Genomic DNA, 21,665 nt, shown 5'->3' with positions numbered 1-21,665 from the left:
TCATTTTTTACCCTGGCATGCTACTGCTGCTTTACCGGAAAGGCGACCATACCGGGTTGGCAGGAAGCGGCGCGCTTATGGTAATGGGTTTTTTGAGTGTAGGATGCTCAAACTGCAGCTGGCGTGCATGCAGGGCAATGCTTTTATCGGGCAGAGGCCGGGCGGCGCCATACTTTAAATCGCCCAATATCGGGCAGCGCAGCGAGGCCAGCTGTACCCGGATCTGGTGGGGCCTTCCGGTAATGGGATTTACCTCCAGCAAATGCGCATCGCCGTGGCTGCTGATAAGCTGGTAGTGCAACTCTGCCCGCTGGCCCTGCTTATTTTCTTTGGCAAAAGCTTTGGTTATATTTTTAGCACTGTCTTTTACCAGCCAGTGCACCAGCGTGCCCTGCTCCGGCTGCGGCCGTTTGTGCACCACGGCCCAGTACGTTTTCTGCGTCTTTTTATTTCGGAAAAGCTCGTTCAGGCGGGCAAGTGCTTTAGAGGTTTTGGCCAGCAGCACCACGCCGCTTACGGGCCTGTCGAGGCGGTGCACCACTCCTACAAACACGTTGCCCGGCTTGTTATACTTCTCTCTGATGTATTCTCTCGCCAGGTCGGCCAGAGTCGTGTCACCGGTTTCGTCGCCGTGCACCAGCAGCCCGGCAGGTTTATTTACCGCCAGCACATGGTTGTCTTCAAACAAAACCTCTATCATTCTGAATTACGAATTATGAGTTCCGAATTAAGAACTACGAGTGATAAGTAAAGTATGGAACATATCAACCACTGTATAGCCTTTCGTCAATCCAATTACCTACATCAAAGAACACCAACATTCGTAATTCGTAATTAATAAGCTTCTTTGTCGCTCGGGAAGTCGCGGCTTTTTACGTCTTTCACGTAGTTTTGCACGGCATCTGTCATAATGCTGTGCAGGTCGGCGTAGCGGCGCAGAAAGCGGGGCTTAAACTCTTTGTTGATACCCAGCATGTCGTGTACCACCAGCACCTGTCCGTCTACGTGCGGGCCGGCGCCTATGCCTATAATCGGGATATGAAGCTGAGTGGCTACGCGCTGTGCCAGGTCTGCAGGTATTTTCTCCAGCACTATGGCAAAGCAGCCGAGATCCTGCAATAACTGCGCGTCCTGCAACAGCTTCTCCGCTTCTTCTTCCTCCTTTGCCCGCACCGTATAGGTGCCAAATTTATAGATCGATTGCGGCGTTAGTCCCAGGTGGCCCATTACGGGTACGCCGGCGCTCAGAATACGCGTAACAGATTCTTTTATTTCAGCGCCACCTTCCAGCTTAATGCCATGTGCGCCGGACTCCTTCATGATGCGGATAGCAGAGCGGAGCGCCTCAGAGGAGTTTCCCTGGTAAGAGCCAAACGGCATATCCACCACCACAAACGCACGCTTTACGGCGCGCACCACCGAAGAGGCATGGTATATCATCTGGTCCAGCGTAATGGGCAGCGTGGTTTCGTGGCCAGCCATTACGTTAGAGGCTGAGTCGCCTACCAGCAACACGTCAACACCGGCGGCATCCAGGATGCCGGCCATAGAAAAGTCGTAGGCCGTGAGCATAGATATCTTCTCGCCGCGCTCCTTCATGTTCTGCAGCTGGTGCGTCGTAATAATCTTTACCTCAGATTTATGAACAGACATAGCTTATACTATAGTTAGGCCGCAAAGCTATAAAATTCAAACCAAAAACAGCCACTTATTTAGGTTGTGCCGCTGTTGCTGATTACCTGTTCCAGCCAGACCTGCTTTTGGTCAGGCGCAGATCCTGGAGCAGCGACCCACGGGCCTGGATGGTGAAGTTGTAGCCGCGCTGCAGGCCGAAGGGTGTCCAGCCAATTGTCATATCCCAGCAGTGCAGGTCACGGGCAATATTGATGTTGGTGTAGGAAATATTCTTCTGAACAAAGTCATACCCTGTATTATAGGTAATTTTCCACTTCTCAGTGAGGCTGAGAGAACCGTTGAACCCAATCGTCTGCGTGATGTTGGTTTCGTTTCCAAGCCGGGTGATTGGGTTGAAGCCAAAGCCCCTGGTATAGTTAACAGTATAATTCATACTGAGCGTCCACGGAATTTTAAAGTCGATGTACTCCGGGGTGAGCGGATCTGTGTCGCGCTGCAGTACAGGCAGGTTAGATGGCACCGTGGTGGAGCTGCTTCGGTCTTCGGGGTTAAAGTTGGCGCTAATGCTTAATCCGGCGTTCGTAAGCGAGGCGAGCTTAAATTTAGAGATATCAAATATATACTCGTCGATACGCGTGCCCACACTGTCGCGCTTGTAAGGGTCGAAGGTAGCATGAAAGGAAACATCAAACGTTTTGAACAGGCGCGTATTCATGTTCATGTTGATGTTGCTGAGCTTGAAAGCCTCCGCAGCCATGTTGTAACTTCCGCTTATGCCCAGGTTATCAATCAGGCTCACTTTCTCTGTCTGGGAGCCTGTGGAATCGTTTTCAGCTTTAACCTTCATCTCTACGTTTTGCTGCACCGAAAATGTGACGGCACTTTGCAAACCCCTGCCGGGTAGTCCGGTAGAAAAGCGCCCCAGCGTGTTATAGATTGGCAGGTTGGTAACAGGGTCTATTCCGGTCTGGAAGTCCTGGTAAAATCCAAAACTGCTGGCGCCGAAGTCTGGCCGGTACGAGTAGCCCACACTTGGCCGGATGGTATGGCGGATAGCCTGCACCCGTTTGCCTTTCTTAAAAACATAGGTGCCGAAAATCTGGGTGGTTACCGAAGCGCTTGCGTTATAGTTATACACCCTGCCGAAGTTAGCGGTATCAATCCGTACTTTCTGCGAATCCGGATCAAAGCTGTAGCTATACTTCTGGTCGAGCCATGTTTCGCTATAGCTTACGCTCGGCGTAAAGTTGAGATAACGCAGCAGTTTATAGTTACCTAAACTGAAGGAGAAGTTATGTATGGCGCTGCGGCGGCCATTCTTCCACAACTCGCCCAGGTTGTTCATGTTGACGGCGATGGTGTCGGTATTGAGGGTTTCGCCGATAGCATCTATGCCCGAAATCTGGCGGGCTGTAATAACGTTGTCGATGGTGTTCTGAAAACGCACGCCATAACCCAGTTGAAACTTATCGTACCATTTGCCCATCGGGGGCTTATTGGTAAGCAACTCTGATATGCTGGTCTGCGTCATGCTCAGGTTGATGTCGGGCAGCACGAAGTGCATCACGCCACTCGTATTCTGCCCCTGCGACAGCGTAATAGCATAGCTGAACGGAGAATTCTGAATGGTTTTCTGGTATGAAATGGTAGAGTTAAGGGTGGCAGCCAGGTAATTTGCGGTACTGTTATACTGCAAGCTTCTTTCCATACTGCTCCTGACGTTCACGCTGGCAGAAAACGAGCCCTGTCCGGGTTTGGGAACAGGCGAGTGCGACCACTGAACGGCAAAAGACTTATTATTCTTCGGCAGATATCTGGAGATGTCGTCGGTAGAGCGTGAATCTGCGATATCCGCTTCATCTAATTTGAGGTAATTATACTGAACATTAAAGCTGCCCCGGTAAGCATAGCGTTTGTTGTAGGTGTTAGCTACGCTGATATCGTAGCTGCCAAGCGAGTAAATACTGCCGGTCAGGCTGGTGCCGATATAATCGTTCCAGGCAAAGTAATAGCCGCCATGTTCTAAAGAAAAGCCTCTCAGGCGTTCTTCGCCGAAGCTGGGCACAATTATGCCTGATGCGCGCCCAGCCTCTGGCGTAGGGAACAGGCCGAACAGGAAACCCAGCGGCGTGGGAATATCGCTAATAACCAGGTTGAAGGGCCCAGACATTACTTTATTTCCGGACTTGGCTATTTTGCTGGCGTTAATATAAAAGTGCGGGTGCTCCAAGCTACAGGTGGTGTAGCGGGCATGAAGGCCATAAAAATCCTCCTCCCCACTCTTCTTTATTACTTCGGCATGTATAAATGCATCGCCTTCTTTCGTTACTACTTCAGCGATGCGCCCTTTTTTTGTTTTGTAGTTATAGGCAATGCGCTTAGCGGCGTAATTCTCGCCGCCATTCGTAAATTCGGGTACCCCGATTTCCTTGCCTGTAGAGTCGGTCATGGAGGTGGCGTTCAGGGTGGTGCTGTCGTAATTTATCTCGATGTAGGCCGCCTCCAGCGACATAGGGCCATAGTTTATCTTGGCATCGCCATACAGGTGCACTACTTTGCGTTCTACCTCAAAGCGGATGGAGTCCCTGGCAGAGTATTTGATAACCGTTTCAATGTCGCCTTTTGGAGTGGCGCGCGCCACGGAATCCTGTCCGGTGGCCAGGCTGTCCCGGGGTGGTGCAGGCGGGCGCGGCGTTACCTGCGCCCTTACGGCTGGTGGAGAAAGTATGCTGAACTGCAGTAGCAGTAAAAAAAACAAAATGTAGCGCAAATCTTCCGAACTTCCCTGAAGTTTTATTTAATTTGTACAAAGTTATTGTTTAACTTTTAACTAACGAACGTTGTGAGAAATATTGTTGCTGTTTCGTTTCTGGCCCTCATTCTTTTACTTTGCTCCTCCAGTAAATTAACATTCCGCAAAGCCTACAAGCTGCGTACCGTGGTGATAGATGCCGGGCACGGCGGCAAAGATATCGGCTGCAACGGCAAATTTTCGCATGAGGCAGATGTGGCCTTGGAGCTGGCATTACAGGTAGGCGCTTTAATTGAGAAAAACCTGCCGGATGTGAAAGTGATTTATACCCGCGACGACGACACGTTTGTGGAACTGGCCGACCGTGCAGGCATTGCCAACAAGAACAACGCCGACCTGTTTATCTCCATCCACCTCAACGCCGGGCCTTCTGCCGCCCATGGCACCGAGTCCTATACTATGGGCCTGCAGAAATCGGAGGGCAACCTGATGGTGGCCAAGCGTGAAAACGCCGTTATTCTGAAAGAAGACAACTACCAGGACAAGTATGACGGCTTTGATCCCAATTCGCCGCAGAGCCATATTTTGTTTGCCCTGCAGCAAAGCGCCTATATCGACAACAGCCTGCGCTTTGCCGGAAAAGTGGAGCAGGAATTTAAAACCAAAGTAGGCCGAAGCAGCCGCGGCGTGAAGCAGGCCCCCTTTTTGGTGCTCTGGCGGTCGTACATGCCCAGCGTGCTGATAGAGTGCGGCTTTCTGACGAACCCGACGGAAGAAAAATATCTTAACGATAAGTCCGGACAATCGTATATGGCATCAGGTATATATCGTGCTTTCAAAGCTTATAAACAGGAGCTGGAGGCGATGAATTAATCTGTAAGCCAAATATCCCCCACGTGAAGCTATCTAAAGAAGTAAAAGTTGCGCTGCTCGGAATAGTAGCCATTGTTATCCTGTACTTCGGGTTTATGTTCCTGAAAGGTTCGAATCTTTTTTCGGACAGCAAGCGCTATTATGTGATATATGACAACGTAGACGGGCTAAACGTGTCTAATCCTGTTATTCTTAATGGTGTGCAGGTGGGCGGGGTGCAAAGCATGAAACTGCTGACAGAGCAGGACAACAAAGTAAAAGTACAGATTGAGGTGATGAAGGATTTGGCCATAGGCGACTCTACCATCGCCAGCCTGGCCAGTTCAGATCTGCTTGGTGGCAAGGCTATTACACTCTACATCGGCAACAGTACCAAACTATTTGATGGCGGCGAGCAACTGATTGCTTTCAAGGAGAGCAGTATCACCGACATGATTTCATCCAAAACGGTGCCGATCATCGATAAAGTAGACACCACGCTGGCCCGTGTAAACCGGTTGCTGGGCAGCGATGCCACAGGCGACCTGCAATCCATACTCGCCAACACCAAAGCCACTACTGATGCTGTAAATCAGATCCTGCGGGCTAACCAGCAAAATATCGGGCAGATAGCCGATAACCTGAGCCAGCTTACCGCCTCGCTCAAGGAAACGCAGGTCTATATCGACCGGATAGCTATGAACATGGCGGAGATTACGGATACGCTGAAGCAGGCGGAGGTAACCAAACTGGTGAATAATGCCAACAGTGCCGTACAGGAAATGGAAGCCGCTGTTGCCAAACTTAATTCTGATCAGGGCTCCCTCGGTAAGCTGATGACCGACAAAGAGCTCTATAACAACATGGCTAACTCCACAGAGGCGCTGAACCTGCTGCTGCGCGACATACAGGCATACCCGAAGCGCTACGTGCATTTTTCGCTCCTGGGCCGCAAAGACAAGTATAAAGTAGATGCCACCGGGCGCGTGATTACGCTGGAGGAGGTGAAAGACATGCAGGACGAGCATCCGCAGGAGTTTAACAACCCTGTGCCGGACACGGTATACGTGCCGATAACGAATACTGCAGAAGCACAGGCGCCAGTCAGGGTAAAAGCAGATTCCTTAAAAGCGGAACAGTAGGGCATAAGCCATATAAAAATTATATCTTTATAGAATCCGCTGCTTTAGCCGGCGGATTTTTCATTATGCCACTTTCTATACTTTTAGCATACCTGCATGGACATCGAATTCAATAAAAACGAAGACGCACTGAAGCAGCTGACTTACCAGCTGAAAAGTAAACTAAAGAAGGTATACCTGGGCGGCGGTGAAAAACGCATCCAAAAAGAGCATGACAAAGGCAAGATGACGGCCCGCGAGCGCATTACATACCTGCTCGATGAAGGCGCGCCGTTTCTGGAAGTGGGCGCTTTTGCCGGTGAGGGCATGTACCAGGAAGTGGGTGGTTGCCCGAGTGGCGGCGTGGTAACTGGTATCGGTTACATCAAAGGCCGGCAGTGCGTGGTGGTAGCCAACGATGCCACCGTAAAAGCTGGCGCCTGGTTCCCCATCACAGCTAAGAAAAACCTGCGTGCCCAGGAAATCGCCATGGAAAACAAGCTGCCCATCGTGTACCTCGTGGATAGTGCAGGCGTGTTTCTGCCGATGCAGGATGAAATATTCCCGGATAAAGAGCATTTTGGGCGCATCTTCCGCAACAATGCCGTAATGAGCGCCATGGGCATTGTGCAGATTGCCGCCATTATGGGCAGCTGCGTGGCAGGCGGCGCTTACCTGCCCATCATGAGCGACGAAGCATTGATAGTGGAAGGTACCGGCTCTGTTTTTCTGGCCGGCTCCTATTTAGTGAAATCCGCCATAGGCGAAACAATAGACAACGAAAGCCTGGGCGGCGCGACCACACATTCAGAAATATCCGGCGTAACAGACTATAAATGCAAGGACGACAAAGAAGCACTGGATCATATCCGCAATATATTCGATAAGCTGGGCGATAACCCGAAGGCTGGTTTTAACCGCGCTGCGCCGGCTGCGCCAAAGCTGGATGAGCAGGAAATCTACGGCCTGCTGCCTTCCGATCGCGTAAAACCATACGATATGATGGACATTATCCTGCGCCTGGTAGACAACTCGGAGTTCGAAGCGTACAAAGATCTGTATGGACAGACGCTTATCTGCGGCCTCGCCCGCATCGATGGCTGGTCGGTGGGGATAGTGGCCAACCAGCGTAAGATTGTGAAGAGCAAAAAAGGCGAAATGCAGATGGGTGGCGTTATTTACTCCGACTCAGCCGACAAGGCCGCGCGCTTTATCATGAACTGTAACCAGAAAAAAATCCCGTTGGTGTTTCTGCAGGATGTATCGGGTTTTATGGTGGGCAGCAAGTCGGAGCAGGGCGGCATCATCAAGGACGGCGCTAAAATGGTAAGTGCTATGGCCAACTCGGTAGTGCCTAAGTTTACCATACTGGTAGGCAACAGCTACGGTGCTGGCAACTATGCCATGTGCGGCAAAGCTTACGACCCGCGCCTGATTTACGCCTGGCCCACCGCGCAACTGGCTGTAATGAGTGGTGCGGCGGCGGCCAACACCCTGCTGCAAATCCATGTGTCGTCGCTGAAAGCAAAAGGCGAGGAGATTACGCCTGAAGCGGAGCAAGAGCTGCTCAGCCGTATTACTGACAAGTATAACGAAGAACTCTCGCCCTACTATGCGGCAGCCAGGCTGTGGGTAGATGGCATTATTGACCCGCTGGAAACACGGCAGGTTATATCAACGGGCATTGAGGCTGCTAACCATGCGCCTATCGAAAAACCATACAATGTAGGTGTGATACAGACGTGATTTTGAATTACGAATTTAAATTTGGTGATGAGATGTTATACCTGGATGGAGGAGTAAGCCAGCATTTTTAACTTCTAATTTTGAATTTCTAATTAAAGTAAAGCATAGCGTGAACAAAACAGAAATAAAAGCGATGATATCGTTGCTGGACGACAGCGACGAGGATGTGGCGTTGCATATAGAGCGAAGAATAGTATCCTTGGGTGAGGGCATTATTCCCTTTCTGGAGGAGGAGTGGGAAGAAACCCTGAACCCGGATTTACAGAAAAAGATCGAAGACCTGATACATAACCTGCAGTTTGGCGGGCTGATGCACCGCCTGCGGGAATGGAAGCAGGAGGATGACCCGGATCTGCTGAAAGGCCTCTGGCTTGTAAACTCTTACCTGTACCCCGATGTGGAGTATGGCACCATTACCCAGGCCATGGATCAGTTATACTTTGATGCCTGGACGCATATGAAGAACGAAATGCACCCGTTTGATCAGGTGAAATCGCTTAACAACGTGATTTTCCGGGAGAAGAAGTTTTCTGCCAACACCAAAAATTTTCACTCGCCGGCCAATTCCATGCTGCACCTGGTGCTGGAAACCAAACGCGGCAATCCGCTGACGCTGTGCGTTATTTATATGATTATTGCCAAGCGCCTGGAGATGCCCGTATATGGCGTAAACCTGCCCAATCTGTTTATACTTACCTATAAAATGGATGGCATACAGTTTTATATCAACGTGTACAACAAAGGCCTTATCCTGTCCAAAGCCGACATCGACAATTACATCCTGCAGCTTAACCTCAACCCCGTTGATATTTTTTATGAGCCCTGCACCAACCTGGACATCATCCGGCGGGCGCTGCGCAACCTGGCTTTCTCTTTCGAAAAAATGGATGATCTGGACAAGGCGGCTGAAGTTACTAAGTTACTGGAAGCCATTTCTGATGATACGGCTGTGTAGAGGGCAGACGCAGGCCAGGAGCTAAAGTTTGATATTATATACGATTAAATTTAGCAGGGCATGGCTGTGCGCAGTATTTCCGCTAGGCTATATCACTGATTGGTGCTGGCTGGTGCGAGCTTGTAGCTCGTACTTTTGCTGCTTAAGAAAGTTACGAGCTACAAGCTCGCACCAGCCAGCCAGCGCTATAGCCTAGCCTTCGCGCGTTGCAACAAATAATATACACCCGCGCCACCTATGGCAGCAGCTATAATTCCTAAAAGGCAAAGCGCTATTTCCATTTCAGAATATTCGTTCTTTAAGTAGCTTAATATGCTTTTATTAGGCAACCTGTCGGGCGTTTATTCAGGGCAGTGACTGTTTTATTGGCCAGCACTTCGTCCAATACGTTTTTCAGGTAAAAGTTCTTTACGCCGCTCTCCAGTTGCGGATTGTCGTCTATAGCGCCTTTATACTTCAGCACAAACGCGCCATTGTTGTTCTGCAGCACGTATACTTCGGGCGTTTTGGTGGCGCCAAACTGCCTGCTTACTTTCTGGCCCTCATCAGCCAGGTAAGGAAAGCTGTAGTTTTTGGCGGCCATATCAGCCAGCGTTTCACTGCCGTCGCCGCTGCCCACGCCGGGGTTGATAAACACAAACTGCACCCCTTTGCTGCCATAGCTGTTTGCCAGATCAACCAGGCGGTTTTCGTACAATTTGGCATAAGGACACTGGTTGTTGGTAAACACCAGCGCTACAGTTTTAGTGTTGGCAAAATCGCTGAGCGAAACAGGTTGGTTGTGGCTGTCCTTCAGCGAGAAATCAGCGACTTTATCGCCTAATGCATACCCGCCGGATTGTGCAAAAGCATTCACCGAAAGGAAGGTAGCTGCGGCAATGGAGGCAAGGTATTTCATTGTGTTGTGGTTTGGGTTATTCAAATTCAGTTTTGGTCGATACTATAGGTAAGCACATGGTTCAGTACCATTTCAAAGGAAATCTGGTACAATTTAGAAAAATTATCCGTTTGCACACGTCCCAGCAGTGTATTTGGCTGCATGGCAGGCTCAATCAGTAAATTTTCCTTGAAAATCAGCTTTTTACGGCTATACATTTTGTACAAAGTTTCTTTGGCGCTCCAGTACAGGCAGGTTTCTTTTTCGTCGGATTTTGTACTTTCTTTTTCTGCTTCCGACAAAAACTTATCTGCTACGCGCAGCGCTTTCGGAGTGATAAGTTCAATATCTGTGCCAACCTCATACTTATCCGAAAGTATAACGGCAGCCAGGTGCGGCGAGTGTGTGATAGATACACAGTAGCCCTTTTCCTCGAAGTATGGCTTGCCGTGTACATTGCGCCTGAGCAGAAGCGGTTCATCCGTAAAGTGTTTTAGCAGGTGGTACACGAGCGTCCGGCTGGCGAGCCACTCACGCTGCCGCCGTGCATGCACCTGCCCCGTTAGCTGGCTGGCATCCAGGTAAGGCGGCAACAACTGCTGCAGTTCCGCAACAGGCTCTGTCAGCTGCCAGATGCCAAGTATGGTGTGCGGGTTCAGTTGTCGGGTAAGCAGCAGGGGCATAGGCAATAGAACAGGTAAGGGTGGTTGTATAAGTATAAAAAACAAAGCTGCAAGACAGCTGACAGGCATAATAAATCAGCTATTTTAAAATTCTGTGGATGACACAAAGACTTTCCTGTTGATAATCGGATCAGCGGGAAAGTCTTTTGCCTAACATCCTGATGCTTGTGTCATCTTACTTAATTATTGTAAATTTAGCTAAATTTTAAAACAAGCAGTGTGGTAACATGGCCGGCAACTTACAGGTACAAAAAATAACGACCCTTACTGGCCACCGCGACTGCGTGTACACGCTGGAACCATCCGGGCAGGAAAACATCTTCTTCTCTGCCGGAGGGGATGGCATGGTGGCAGCTTGGGACTTTGATAAGCCGGAAAACGGGGAATTGGTGGCGCGGGTAAGCACCTCGGTATATGCGCTGCAATACGTGCCGGACCGTAACCTGCTGCTCATCGGCCAGAACCAGGAAGGACTGCAGGTGATAGGCCTTAACAGCAAACAAATCTTAAAATCGGTGCCGCTGCCGAAAGCTGCAATCTTCGACATACTTTATACTTCGGAGCAGGGCAAAGTATACGTGGCGTTGGGTAACGGCGGCGTTGGCGTGCTGGATGGCGACACGTTTGAGCTGCAAACCATTATCCGGAAAACCGACCAGAGCGCCCGTTGCCTGGCTTACAACAAGCATACGGGCGAACTGGCCGTGGGCTACAGCGATAATGTGGTGCGCGTGTTTGATGCAGCAAGTATGGCGCTGCAACAGGAGCTTACAGCGCATACCAACTCGGTGTTTACGGTCGCTTATTCGCCGGATGGCCGGTTGCTGCTCACCGCCGGCCGCGATGCGCACCTGTGGGTGTGGGAGGTGGCTGAAAACTATAAGGCGCGCGGCTACCAGATTGCACACATGTATACCATCAACCATATTACGTACAGCCCTGACGGGCAATATTTTGCTACGTGCAGCATGGATAAATCTATCAAGCTCTGGGATGCTGAAACTTTTAAATTGCTGAAAGTGATAGACAAAGTACGAAATGCCGGCCATGGCACTTCTGTGAATAAATTATTTTGGTCGGCTCATCAGAATCAGTTAGTTTCGTGTAGCGACGACCGCACCATTTCGGTCTGGGACATTAAAAAGGTACGTTTATGAAGATTACACCATTAGAGATCAGGCAAAAAACGTTTGAGAAGGCATTCAGAGGATTAGACAAGGATGAGGTAAACGCATTTCTGCTCACCCTCTCGCAGCAATGGGAAAAACTGCTGGACGAAAACAAGGATCTGCGCATGAAGCTGGACACATCGCACCGCGAAACGCAAAAGCTCCGCGAGGTGGAATCATCGCTTTATAAAACCCTGAAAACAGCTGAAGATACCGGCAACAGCATTCTGGAACAGGCAACCAAATCGGCGGAACTGCAGGCCCGGGAGGCCGAACTGAAGGCAAACGAACTGCTGAACCAGGCACGCAACCAGGCCCGCCAGATGCTGGAACAGGCTAAAACAGACGCCGAAAAAGTGGTGGCAGAAATGCAGCAGGAAGTTAGGGCCATGGAGCAGGATCACCAGCGCCTGGAGGGATACCTCGATTCGTTGGTGCGCGACCTGAAGAACCTGGCCAACGAGGCGCTGGAGAAAGCAGAAAAAACGAAAGCAAAACCCAAAACAACTATAAACAGTATTCTTTCAGGAGCTGCAGGCGTAAAAGTAGAGGATGCCGGGCTTTTAAAAAACCTGAAAGAAATGGACACAACCTACGAAAACAAACCATACCAGCTCGCAGCTTCTACAGCGGCAAATGTACCTGTAGCTATCAGTAACAGTTATGATCCGATTGGCGATCCGGCTCCGGATGTAACACAGCCGCAGCCGGAGGTGCCAAGCCCGGCGGAGCCCATGGTACCCAACGTGCCGGCTCCGGAAATTGAGCAGCCTTCGCCTGATTATCCCGGCCAGGTACCCGCTCCCGATATCGAGAAACCAATTCCGGACATACAGCCGGTTACGCCCGACAAGCCTGAAATCCAGCGTCCGCTTACGGAGCCATCGCGCAACTACGCCGGCGGCGCTGCTGTAAAGCAAAGCGCAGGATCTTTCTTCGACGATATCAGCTAAGTATAAAAATGGGGCAGATTGCACTGGAGGGAATGGAGTTCTTTGCCTTCCACGGCTATTACGACGAAGAGCAGAAAATCGGCAACAAGTATGGCATCGATTTATACATTGACACCGACCTGCGCCGTGCCGCCGAAACAGATGATTTACACCAGACCGTAAACTACGAAGTGCTGTACGCGCTGGTGCTGGAGGAAATGGGCACACCTGCCCGTTTGCTGGAGCACCTCGGCCACCGCATCATCGACAAAGTATACGATCAGTTTCCTTTTGTAGCTTCGGTAAAAGTAAGCGTGTACAAGTATAACCCACCCCTCGGAGGCATCTGCAAATGGGCAAAAGTGGTGCTGGAGGAAGCAAGATAAGGTACTCCTGGAAGAATATAAATGAGGCTGGTTCTGGAAAAGAGCCGGCCTTTTTGTTTACCTGAGTGGCACCGGCTACATAGGAAAAGCTGTACAGTTTGAAACGAAAAGGTTCAGACAATCTTCAGCAATTCTGCTGCGGCAGCAAAAGCTGATTTCTGTCCTTCTTTTACCGCCTGCGCTATACCCGGCAACTGATCTTTTACTTGTTCACGGGCAAAGAAATTTTCTTCCAGTGCATGGCGGATAGTTTCATACATCCACTGCAGGTTCTGGTCGCGGCGCTTTTGCTCAAAAAAGCCGTTGCGCTTGGTAAGCTCCACATAAGCAATTATCGTTTGCCGGATAGTATCAAGGCCCATATGCTGCAGGGCAGAGCAAGTACTGACTTTCGGTAACCAGCCGGAAGCGGCAGGCGGGTAGAGGTGCAGTGCGTTCTGGTATTCGGCACGGGCGGCTTTGGCTTTGTCTGTATTGCTCCCGTCGGCTTTGGTGATGGCGATGGCGTCAGCCATTTCGATGATCCCGCGCTTGATGCCCTGTAATTCATCGCCAGCGCCGGCCAGCATCAGCAGCAGGAAAAAGTCTACCATGGCATGCACTGCCGTTTCTGACTGCCCTACCCCTACGGTCTCCACGAAAATAGTGTCAAAACCTGCTGCTTCGCAAAGTATAATGGTTTCACGGGTGCTCTTGGTTACGCCACCCAGCGACTTGCCCGCCGGGGAAGGCCGGATGTAGGCCTGCGGGTTTACGGCCAGCAAATCCATACGTGTTTTATCGCCCAGTATACTGCCGCCGGAGCGCTGGCTGGTAGGATCTATGGCCAGCACCGCCAGTTTGTTGCCCGCCTCTTTTATCAGGAAATCACCAAACGCTTCGATAAACGTGCTCTTGCCCACGCCCGGCACGCCCGTTATGCCGATGCGCACCGATTTTCCGGCGTGGGGCAGCACCTGGCTGATTACCTGCTGGGCCAGCTCCTGGTCGGCGGGTAGCTTGCTTTCCACTAACGTGATGGCCCGGCTGAGCAGCACGCGATCTCCGGCTAAAATGCCTTGCACGTAAGTTTCGGGGCTGTATCGTTTGGCCAAAGCTTTTATTTAAGTGATGCTCTTACAAATGTAGAATTTTTGAGCGAAGTGCCATAAGTGCCATAAGGTAAACAGATAGAAGAGAGTATAGCCAAAAATGAAGTCCTTAAAGTATAAAATAGATGATATAGCTTTGAGTAAGGATTATCAGGATGCACTTTCACCTAAGTACAAGTATGATACTTAGCGGCTGGTGGTTTTGTGAGGAGATCCTGTGCGGATGCCCTGGGCAAAGTTTGGCAGGCCCAGATCGCTTTTTCGTCCTGCCAGGTAGAAGCCATCGTCGGTATAAGTGCTGGCGACGCCTTTTAAATCAGGCTTGCTGATGACGCCGAGGTAATTGTTGTCTTTTCGCGCCACATATATTTTACCGTCTGGCCCCAATGCTAAAGCGCCCAATGTCGGGCTGCCGGAGGTAGCCACCACTACCGCCGATTTGGACACCGCAGCGGCATTACCTGCCTTTAAATCAAACTGCACGATCTGACCTTTGCCCACTTTGCCGTTGTTGGTCGTACCATAGAGCTTGGTGCCATCCGGCGAAAAAGCTACCCCATACGCTTCTGTATAGCCTTTCAGCAGTATAGGGTTCGATACTTCACCGGTGCTGCGGTTAAAGTCGAGTATTTCGAAATTGCTGTCGTCGTTCCAGAGGGCGGCAGCCAGGCGGCTGCCATCCGGCGAGGGCACTAAATAGCCGATGGCCTTGCGGTTGGGGCCGCCATGCACCGTGCCTACGTTGCTCATCACCGGCTCCACGCTTACGCCATCCGCCGATACCAGGTAAGCGATGTACGCATTGCTGTTCCAGCGGTGCGCGAGCACCCACCAGTCGCGGCCGTTGCTGTGGCGCACGGCAGTGAGCTTCTCGGTAACAGGTGCAATCATAAACACATTCCTGGAAACGATGTCGCCGGTGCCGCCGGCCTTGCTTAGATCCACCACACTGTAGCGCAAACCATCGGACTGCGCCTGGATATCGGTCGTGAAAATGTAAAAGGTGCTGTCAGTGCCGGGCTTGGGAAGTATAAGCGCTGATTGTGTAGAGGATTTGCCGCCCATCAGGCCATTGCCGTTGGGCATCACGCGGTGCTTGCCGTTCCAGACGGTGATGCCATTGGTATACAGCAGCAGATTGCCATTTTTATCTGACAGTGTGGCGCTGCCTTCCTCGGTCACCAGCCGGCCGTTGGTTTGGGCAATGGCCGAATCGCCCTTAAAAGTGATACCTGCGTTCTTGCCGAAGTACCAGTTGGCGGTTTCGCCTTGCGCAAAAGCCGAAAAGCTGCCAACACAAAGTATAACTGCCGCTACAAAGTGTTTAAGTATAGTCATGATAGCTCCTTTGATTCTTAAACGAGCTATCTGCAAACCTAGTGCCAGGTGCATGCAGGAAGTTTTACGCGCTGTATCTGCGCAAAACTTTGCACCTCAGCAATAGTAGTTTATACTTGTTGTTGCTCCTGCAAAGTGGCTTCCTGCTTCACTTGCAGCAGCTCGGGGCAAAGTACAAGCAATTTCAGTAGCGTACTGTTCGTCCAGCCTAAACCGTTCTGGGTGAGAGTAGCAGGCAGGACGCCGGAGTTGATGGGATTATTCATACGCAAACTAGCAAGCATGCTACCGGAAGGGATATTTTACGAATGCTATCTGGCCCATCGCATCTTTTTCATACCTGGCTACCGCGTTGTTATGAAATCGTGCATCAAAGTTTGCATCGCCGGGATAAACCGCTGTTGGCGCCGGTTTATCTGCCAAAAAGAAGTATACTTTGGTGTTGCCATACTTGGTGTGCGGCATGTAATCGCCATATTTGCGCATTTCGTTCCAGAGCGTATCCGCCACAGTTACGGCGTAAATCCGGACGATAGGGCCCGTGTTGTTTTCGTTCCGGTACATGGCTATTTCTTTAAAGTTGCCCTTCAGATCATCTACGCCGGGCTGAGACGAGGCATCATAGATGAACCAGATGATGAGGACGGCTGCTGCAGCTGTGAAGAGATATTTGATGGTTTTGGAGGACATGGTGTGGAGAATAGAGTATTGGCTGCAGCAAAGATAATTAAAGTATGGGGTTAAATACCTGTTTCCTGGCGCGGGACTAAGTCCAACGCCGGAATGTAGGACGTATAAGGCCACTGCTGACATGAATCAACTGTGGCTTTTTATACTTTTCATTCTTTAATTAAACTCTTAACCTTCAACTTTTTCTATCAGCTTCTCTAAAATATGCTGCGCAGCTACGGAAATGATGGTGCCCGGGCCAAAAACACCTGTTGCACCGGCTCTAAACAGGAAATCATAATCCTGGGCCGGAATCACACCGCCGACAATCACCATGATGTCGCCGCGGTTGAGTTTGCGGAGTTCTTCAATGAGTTGCGGCACCAGCGTTTTGTGGCCGGCTGCGAGCGAAGAAACACCTACCACGTGCACATCGTTTTCGGCGGCTTGCATGGCTACTTCGGCAGGCGTCTGGAACAGCGGGCCGATGTCCACATCAAAGCCGAGGTCGGCGAAGGAGGTTGCGATAACTTTGGAGCCGCGGTCGTGGCCGTCCTGCCCCATTTTGGCAACCATGATGCGCGGACGGCGGCCTTCCAACCCGTCAAACTTATCAGCAAGGGCTTTGGCGCGTTCAAAATTCTCGTCATCCGAGAGCTCGGCACTGTAAATACCTGAAATCGATCTTATCACGGCTTTATGTCTTCCATACACTTTTTCCAGCGCATCCGAAATCTCACCCAACGTAGCACGGCGGCGGGTGGCCTCCACGGCCAGTTCCAGCAAATTACCCACACATGATTCGGCAGCATTGGTTAAAGCCTGCAACGCGTTCAGCACGCTGCCTTCGTCGCGCGAGACTTTTATACTTGCCAGGCGCTGCAACTGCGATTCGCGCACGGCCGTGTTGTCGATGTCAAGGATGTCGATTTCCTGTATCTGATCCGGTTTATACTTGTTTACGCCGACAATCACGTCTTTGCCTGAGTCGATGCGGGCCTGCTTACGGGCAGCGGCTTCTTCGATGCGCATTTTCGGCAAACCTGTTTCAATGGCTTTGGCCATGCCGCCCAGTTCTTCCACTTCCTGAATCAGTTCCCAGGCTTTGTGCGCCAGCTCGTGCGTCAGCGTTTCCACATAATAAGAGCCGCCCCAGGGATCTACCACTTTGGTGATGTTGGCTTCCTGCTGCAGGTAAATCTGTGTGTTGCGGGCAATGCGGGCCGAAAAATCGGTGGGCAGCGCCATCGCCTCATCCAGCGCATTGGTGTGCAGGCTTTGTGTGCCGCCAAGCGCGGCGGCCAGCGCCTCCACGCAGGTGCGGGCAACGTTGTTGAACGGGTCCTGTTCCGTCAGGCTCCAGCCGGAAGTCTGGCAATGCGTGCGCAGCATCAGCGATTTCGGGTTTTTCGGGTTAAACTGCTTGATAAGCTTGGCCCATAACATCCGGGCGGCGCGCATTTTGGCAATCTCCATAAAATGGTTCATCCCGATAGCCCAGAAAAACGAAAGCCGTGGCGCGAATTCATCTATGTCCATGCCTGCCTGTAAACCGGTGCGCACATACTCCAAACCATCCGCGAGGGTATAAGCCAATTCCAGGTCGGCAGTGGCGCCGGCTTCCTGCATGTGGTAACCCGAAATAGAGATCGAGTTGAAGCGCGGCATGTGGCGGGAAGTAAATTCAAAAATATCCGCGATAATTTTCATACTTGGCTCCGGCGGATAAATGTAGGTGTTGCGCACCATAAATTCCTTCAGGATGTCGTTCTGGATGGTGCCGCTGAGTTGCTCCGGTAGCACGCCCTGTTCTTCGGCGGCTACAATGTAAAAGGCCATAATCGGCAGCACCGCTCCGTTCATCGTCATGGAAACCGACATCTCATCAAGTGGAATCTGGTCGAAAAGGATTTTCATATCCTCCACCGAATCAATAGCCACACCAGCCTTGCCCACATCGCCTACCACGCGCGGATGGTCGGAATCGTAGCCGCGGTGTGTGGCCAAATCAAACGCGACGGAAAGACCCTTTTGGCCACCGGCCAGGTTACGGCGGTAAAAAGCATTGCTTTCCTCCGCAGTCGAGAAACCGGCATACTGGCGTATTGTCCAGGGCTTTTGCACATACATGGTGCTGTAGGGGCCGCGTAAGTAGGGCGGCAACCCGGCGGCAAAATCCAGGTGTTCAAAGTCCTTTACATCTTCCGAAGTATAAAAGCGCTTCACCTTGATTTGCTCGGCGGTTCTCCAGGGTTTTGCTTCTGAAGCGCCTTCGGGCTGGGCCGCAGCCGGGGCAATTTTGTTTATGTCAATGTCAGAGAAGTCAGGCTTCATGTTTCAGTTTTGATTGTAGGCGAGCGAAGTATGGCGGAGTCCGGCCAATCCGCTCACTTTAAGTATACTTTGTTTTCAGGAGAAGCGATACTAGACTTTTAAATCATATCGCTGCTCTGTTAAAGGTTTGCCAAAGGCCGTAGATGGTTTTTCTTCGGTCAGCCGGAAACCATAGCGCTTGTACAGGGCTATGGCAGCTTCCTGCTCGTGTGTGGTCCAGAGGTAAGACGAAGTATAGCCCATGGCCCTGAAAAAAGCCATATACAGGTCCATCAGCTTTTTACCTAACCCGATACCTCTGTACTCCGGCTCAATCAAAAAGTATCGTAGTTGCGCTGTGTTGCCGGGGCGATGCAGGAGCAGCAGGAACCCTACCATTTTATGTTGATGTTCTGCCACCCAAACCCTGTCCAGTTCCGGATTATACCCGCTGTAGAACTCGTGCAGCCCCTGGGCAACGTAACTTTCAAACGCAATGCCATAGCCGCATTCGTGCTGGTAAAGGGCACCATGCCGTAAATAACGTACCCGATATCGCCCGGTTTCAGAGAGGTTCTGATGGTAATATCATCCAGTTGCATAAAGTATAATAATAGAGGTATGCTGTAATTAATCCTGCTGCCGGTTGTAAAGAGCGCCTTAGTGTTTAAGGCGGAACCAGCATTTCAGTCTTTTTTTCCGGCAAACGTGTTAAGCTGAAACTAATGTATTTGCTGCCATCATCAGTGTGCTGCAGTATACTTAAGTGTTGCCGTTTATGTCCTCCTGCTTCAGCCTTTGCTGCACTGCCTTCAGGATAGCGGACATGTCACAACCTTCAAAAATGAATTCATCGTAGCCATGCTCTACCATTTCGGCTTTCATGTGCTGCGGGTCATCTGCCAGTATAACAATGGGCTTGTTGTGATGGTGGCGCAGTTTAGGGCCAAACGCACGTACAAAGGCCGCTTCTGATGAGGAAACCACCACCACTTCGGCAGCGGCATGCAGCAGGATGTCGGCTGCTTCTGCTGTAGAAGCATATTCCTGTAATTCGATTTCAAAGCCGGAGCACCTGAAGAACTCAAGGGCAAACGAAGTTTTCAGGCGGCGCTCTTCTGTGTCTCCAACAGTGGCCACCACTGCCTTCGGCCGGCGTTTGCGTTTACGCAGGTGCAGTTCTGTGGCCATACGCATTACTTCGGTAGGGTACGCGGCGCGGGTGGTATCAAAACCGGCGCTCTGTATCAGTTCCTCCGGTTCAAAATCAATTTTCTCATGGGGGTTCGGGTATTTGTTGGTGCCCACCAGCACCTCACGGCCAGTGGCAATATCCCGGAACTTGCGGCGGCTGATTTCGGTGATGGAGCCAAGTATAAACCCGCTTTTATAGGCTGCTTCAAAGCCGCCTTTGGCCTCCACTTCTTTAAACAGTGCCCAGGCTTTTTGCGCCAGTTTGTTGGTAAGCGACTCCAGGTAATAAGAGCCCGCAGCCGGATCGATGGCTTTATCTAAATAAGCTTCCTCTTTCAGGATAACGGACACGTTGCGGGCAATGCGCTCCGAAAATTCATCCGGCTGCTTAAAGGTGTTATCAAACGGCACAACGGTCAGGCTGTCGCAACCCGCAATAATGGCGGCCATGGCTTCGGTGGTTACGCGCAGCATGTTTACGTAAGGGTCCAATGTCGTCTGATACCAGCTGGAGGTGATACTATGAATGCGTAGGTTAGCGGCTGTACCTGGTCCGGCCTGATAGGCTTCTGTTATGGCAGCCCACAACAGGCGTAATGCGCGTAACTTGGCAATCTCGAAAAAGTAATTAGTGCCCGAAGCCATATAAAACTGCATGTTGCGCAGCACGTGCCCGGGCGCTGCCCGGGCATCTGTCAGGCGGTGCACGTAAGCAACGGCGGCGTTCAAAGTATAGGCAATCTCCTGCGTGATGGAAGCGCCGATGCTGCTGAAACTGGTGCCACAAACCGTAACGCCGTAAAAATCGGGACTGTCTTTGGTTAGCTCCAGTACCCGGATAAGGCTGTTATTCTCCTCATCCGTAAGCTGGCCTTTGCCCGTCATCGGGTCGAAGTTCACAAAACCGTGTAAGCTATAAGGCGATAGCTGCTTTGCCTCCGGTTCGGCATAAAGCTTTGTTAGAAAAGCCTCAGGCTGCTGCGCCAAAGTATAACCAACGGAGCATTGGCTCAGGTTTATCTTTTCGGTGAGATAGGCCACATCGAACAAATCCGGCTGCAGCACCACGAAGAGAATACCATCGGCGCCTCGCGCCAACGCATCAGCGGCTTTGTCTATAGCGGTATGGCCGTCGTTTTCTGCCTTCAGTTGTTGTATGTTCAGCCAGTTGTTGCTGTTGGTTTTATGACCCCGCAGAAACGGAAAGCGGCCGGGTTGCTGCTGTGCCAGCGGCAGATTTTGTATGTCTTCGCGGCTATAGTATGGCTTTACGTCAATGCCCTCGTAGGTGTGCCAGGTCAGGCTTTCGAGCGGTATGTCGCGCAGGTCTTTGCGTGCTTTCTGCTCCCACGCAGCTGCCGTTGCAGGGCTGAAATCCGGAAATAATTTCTGCTCGTCAGTCATCATACCTTATTTATTTTCCTGTAAATATAGAGCTTTATACCTTACCGGCTACACGGAGCCAGGTGGCTAAATACGCAGCTTATACGAGGTTTAGTCGATGCGGGCTATCCAGTTTTGATAAAACCAGTAACCCAGCAGCAGCCAGAGGATAACGATAACAGCAGCCATGATGTAGTTGGGTTTTCGCTCCATCATTTGTGCTTTTGCCTTGGCTCTGTACTCGGCCAGCACCTCATCCGGCATCAGTTTAATACAAAGCCAGATACCGAGCGGCAACAGCAGCAGGTCATCCAGATAGCCTATCAACGGTATAAAGTCAGGTATGATGTCGATGGGGCTGAAGGCATAGGCTACCGTTATAACCAGCACCAGCCGGGCCCCAAACGGAATGCGCGGATCATTGGCAGCCAGGTATAAGGTATAAATATCCTCCTTAAGTTTCCGAACGGTTTCTTTCCAGCGTCTTAGCATACTTTATTGTACGGGAGCAACTGGGTGAGATGTTCGGGAGATGTGGAATCTGCTTGCTACAACAAAGACCTCGCAGT

21 protein-coding genes are annotated in these 21,665 nt (G+C 51.0%); 7 read left to right on the top strand and 14 right to left on the bottom strand.

Annotated elements, in window-relative coordinates; translation table 11 throughout:
- Positions 1–31: 31 nt before the first annotated feature.
- The 3 genes from I2I11_RS08790 to I2I11_RS08780 form a co-directional block, all read right to left on the bottom strand.
- Positions 32–700 (bottom strand): RluA family pseudouridine synthase, encoded by a 669-nt coding sequence (locus tag I2I11_RS08790; protein ID WP_196267318.1) that lies wholly within the window; start codon positions 698–700, stop codon positions 32–34.
- Positions 701–834: 134 nt separating this feature from the next.
- Positions 835–1,653, bottom strand: coding sequence for a 3-methyl-2-oxobutanoate hydroxymethyltransferase (gene panB, locus I2I11_RS08785; RefSeq protein WP_196267317.1), 819 nt, complete (start codon positions 1,651–1,653; stop codon positions 835–837).
- A gap of 82 nt (positions 1,654–1,735) precedes the next feature.
- The gene (locus tag I2I11_RS08780) at positions 1,736–4,393 is read right to left on the bottom strand and encodes a putative LPS assembly protein LptD (protein ID WP_196267316.1); all 2,658 of its coding nucleotides are present in this window, start codon (positions 4,391–4,393) and stop codon (positions 1,736–1,738) included.
- A gap of 84 nt (positions 4,394–4,477) precedes the next feature.
- Between I2I11_RS08780 and I2I11_RS08775 the strand changes: the two genes are divergently transcribed.
- The 4 genes from I2I11_RS08775 to I2I11_RS08760 all read left to right on the top strand — a co-directional run bounded on the left by I2I11_RS08775 (position 4,478) and on the right by I2I11_RS08760 (position 9,061).
- Complete coding sequence (locus I2I11_RS08775) at positions 4,478–5,260, top strand: N-acetylmuramoyl-L-alanine amidase family protein (RefSeq protein WP_196267315.1); 783 nt, start codon at positions 4,478–4,480, stop codon at positions 5,258–5,260.
- 23 nt (positions 5,261–5,283) lie between these two features.
- Positions 5,284–6,381: an MlaD family protein gene (locus I2I11_RS08770; protein WP_196267314.1), complete on the top strand. Its 1,098-nt coding sequence runs from the start codon at positions 5,284–5,286 to the stop codon at positions 6,379–6,381.
- 96 nt (positions 6,382–6,477) lie between these two features.
- Entirely contained in the window at positions 6,478–8,106 is a 1,629-nt protein-coding gene (locus I2I11_RS08765) for an acyl-CoA carboxylase subunit beta (protein ID WP_196267313.1), read from the top strand.
- A 109-nt stretch (positions 8,107–8,215) separates the two neighbouring features.
- Entirely contained in the window at positions 8,216–9,061 is an 846-nt protein-coding gene (locus I2I11_RS08760) for a transglutaminase-like domain-containing protein (protein WP_196267312.1), read from the top strand.
- Between the two features lie 307 nt (positions 9,062–9,368).
- On the opposite strand, the gene I2I11_RS08755 is transcribed toward I2I11_RS08760, so the two are convergent.
- Entirely contained in the window at positions 9,369–9,959 is a 591-nt protein-coding gene (locus I2I11_RS08755) for a thioredoxin family protein (protein ID WP_196267311.1), read from the bottom strand.
- 26 nt (positions 9,960–9,985) lie between these two features.
- Positions 9,986–10,621 (bottom strand): 4'-phosphopantetheinyl transferase family protein, encoded by a 636-nt coding sequence (locus I2I11_RS08750; protein ID WP_196267310.1) that lies wholly within the window; start codon positions 10,619–10,621, stop codon positions 9,986–9,988.
- 227 nt (positions 10,622–10,848) lie between these two features.
- Between I2I11_RS08750 and I2I11_RS08745 the strand changes: the two genes are divergently transcribed.
- From I2I11_RS08745 to folB, 3 genes are read left to right on the top strand one after another with little or no spacing between them, the layout of a single operon-like run.
- On the top strand, positions 10,849–11,778 hold the full coding sequence (locus tag I2I11_RS08745; RefSeq protein ID WP_196267309.1) for a WD40 repeat domain-containing protein: 930 nt from the start codon (positions 10,849–10,851) through the stop codon (positions 11,776–11,778).
- Positions 11,775–12,743: a DivIVA domain-containing protein gene (locus tag I2I11_RS08740; protein WP_196267308.1), complete on the top strand. Its 969-nt coding sequence runs from the start codon at positions 11,775–11,777 to the stop codon at positions 12,741–12,743. The genes I2I11_RS08745 and I2I11_RS08740 overlap by 4 nt, the downstream gene beginning before the upstream one ends.
- Positions 12,744–12,751: 8 nt before the next feature.
- Positions 12,752–13,108 carry a dihydroneopterin aldolase gene (folB, locus tag I2I11_RS08735; RefSeq protein ID WP_196267307.1) on the top strand — a complete coding sequence of 119 codons (357 nt, stop codon included), beginning with the start codon at positions 12,752–12,754 and terminating at the stop codon, positions 13,106–13,108.
- Positions 13,109–13,221: 113 nt separating this feature from the next.
- Here the strand turns inward: folB and meaB are convergent, their stop codons facing one another.
- The 9 genes from meaB to I2I11_RS08695 form a co-directional block, all read right to left on the bottom strand.
- A complete protein-coding gene (meaB, locus tag I2I11_RS08730; protein ID WP_196267306.1) occupies positions 13,222–14,202 on the bottom strand; it encodes a methylmalonyl Co-A mutase-associated GTPase MeaB in 981 nt (326 codons plus the stop codon).
- Positions 14,203–14,385: 183 nt separating this feature from the next.
- A complete protein-coding gene (locus I2I11_RS08725) occupies positions 14,386–15,537 on the bottom strand; it encodes an NHL repeat-containing protein (protein WP_196267305.1) in 1,152 nt (383 codons plus the stop codon).
- Positions 15,538–15,647: 110 nt separating this feature from the next.
- The gene (locus I2I11_RS08720) at positions 15,648–15,803 is read right to left on the bottom strand and encodes a hypothetical protein (protein WP_196267304.1); all 156 of its coding nucleotides are present in this window, start codon (positions 15,801–15,803) and stop codon (positions 15,648–15,650) included.
- Between the two features lie 19 nt (positions 15,804–15,822).
- Positions 15,823–16,227 carry a hypothetical protein gene (locus I2I11_RS08715; RefSeq protein ID WP_196267303.1) on the bottom strand — a complete coding sequence of 135 codons (405 nt, stop codon included), beginning with the start codon at positions 16,225–16,227 and terminating at the stop codon, positions 15,823–15,825.
- 168 nt (positions 16,228–16,395) lie between these two features.
- Complete coding sequence (scpA, locus tag I2I11_RS08710) at positions 16,396–18,540, bottom strand: methylmalonyl-CoA mutase (protein WP_196267302.1); 2,145 nt, start codon at positions 18,538–18,540, stop codon at positions 16,396–16,398.
- A gap of 90 nt (positions 18,541–18,630) precedes the next feature.
- Positions 18,631–18,918, bottom strand: coding sequence for a GNAT family N-acetyltransferase (locus I2I11_RS21250; protein WP_230679989.1), 288 nt, complete (start codon positions 18,916–18,918; stop codon positions 18,631–18,633).
- Positions 18,912–19,121 carry a hypothetical protein gene (locus I2I11_RS21245; RefSeq protein WP_230679988.1) on the bottom strand — a complete coding sequence of 70 codons (210 nt, stop codon included), beginning with the start codon at positions 19,119–19,121 and terminating at the stop codon, positions 18,912–18,914. The genes I2I11_RS21250 and I2I11_RS21245 overlap by 7 nt, the downstream gene beginning before the upstream one ends.
- Before the next feature lie 160 nt (positions 19,122–19,281).
- Complete coding sequence (locus I2I11_RS08700; protein WP_230679987.1) at positions 19,282–21,120, bottom strand: methylmalonyl-CoA mutase family protein; 1,839 nt, start codon at positions 21,118–21,120, stop codon at positions 19,282–19,284.
- Between the two features lie 87 nt (positions 21,121–21,207).
- Positions 21,208–21,588, bottom strand: a complete 381-nt coding sequence (locus tag I2I11_RS08695) for a YkvA family protein (protein WP_196267301.1) — start codon at positions 21,586–21,588, stop codon at positions 21,208–21,210.
- Positions 21,589–21,665: the final 77 nt, after the last annotated feature.

The sequence above is a fragment of the Pontibacter rufus genome (genome assembly GCF_015694705.1).
In the GTDB taxonomy this organism is placed as follows: domain Bacteria; phylum Bacteroidota; class Bacteroidia; order Cytophagales; family Hymenobacteraceae; genus Pontibacter; species Pontibacter rufus.
This window is presented reverse-complemented; position numbering and strand designations above follow the sequence as displayed.

Bases quoted from the DNA above. Each gene is read 5' to 3' on its own strand.
- I2I11_RS08695 (WP_196267301.1), bottom strand. From the start codon at position 21,588: ATGCTAAGACGCTGGAAAGAAACCGTTCGGAAACTTAAGGAGGATATT.
- I2I11_RS08745 (WP_196267309.1), top strand. From the start codon at position 10,849: ATGGCCGGCAACTTACAGGTACAAAAAATAACGACCCTTACTGGCCAC.
- scpA (WP_196267302.1), bottom strand. From the start codon at position 18,540: ATGAAGCCTGACTTCTCTGACATTGACATAAACAAAATTGCCCCGGCT.
- I2I11_RS08700 (WP_230679987.1), bottom strand. From the start codon at position 21,120: ATGATGACTGACGAGCAGAAATTATTTCCGGATTTCAGCCCTGCAACG.
- I2I11_RS08725 (WP_196267305.1), bottom strand. From the start codon at position 15,537: ATGACTATACTTAAACACTTTGTAGCGGCAGTTATACTTTGTGTTGGC.
- I2I11_RS08790 (WP_196267318.1), bottom strand. From the start codon at position 700: ATGATAGAGGTTTTGTTTGAAGACAACCATGTGCTGGCGGTAAATAAA.
- I2I11_RS08740 (WP_196267308.1), top strand. From the start codon at position 11,775: ATGAAGATTACACCATTAGAGATCAGGCAAAAAACGTTTGAGAAGGCA.
- I2I11_RS21245 (WP_230679988.1), bottom strand. From the start codon at position 19,121: ATGCAACTGGATGATATTACCATCAGAACCTCTCTGAAACCGGGCGAT.
- I2I11_RS21250 (WP_230679989.1), bottom strand. From the start codon at position 18,918: ATGGTAGGGTTCCTGCTGCTCCTGCATCGCCCCGGCAACACAGCGCAA.
- I2I11_RS08765 (WP_196267313.1), top strand. From the start codon at position 6,478: ATGGACATCGAATTCAATAAAAACGAAGACGCACTGAAGCAGCTGACT.
- I2I11_RS08720 (WP_196267304.1), bottom strand. From the start codon at position 15,803: ATGAATAATCCCATCAACTCCGGCGTCCTGCCTGCTACTCTCACCCAG.
- I2I11_RS08750 (WP_196267310.1), bottom strand. From the start codon at position 10,621: ATGCCCCTGCTGCTTACCCGACAACTGAACCCGCACACCATACTTGGC.
- I2I11_RS08715 (WP_196267303.1), bottom strand. From the start codon at position 16,227: ATGTCCTCCAAAACCATCAAATATCTCTTCACAGCTGCAGCAGCCGTC.
- panB (WP_196267317.1), bottom strand. From the start codon at position 1,653: ATGTCTGTTCATAAATCTGAGGTAAAGATTATTACGACGCACCAGCTG.
- folB (WP_196267307.1), top strand. From the start codon at position 12,752: ATGGGGCAGATTGCACTGGAGGGAATGGAGTTCTTTGCCTTCCACGGC.
- I2I11_RS08755 (WP_196267311.1), bottom strand. From the start codon at position 9,959: ATGAAATACCTTGCCTCCATTGCCGCAGCTACCTTCCTTTCGGTGAAT.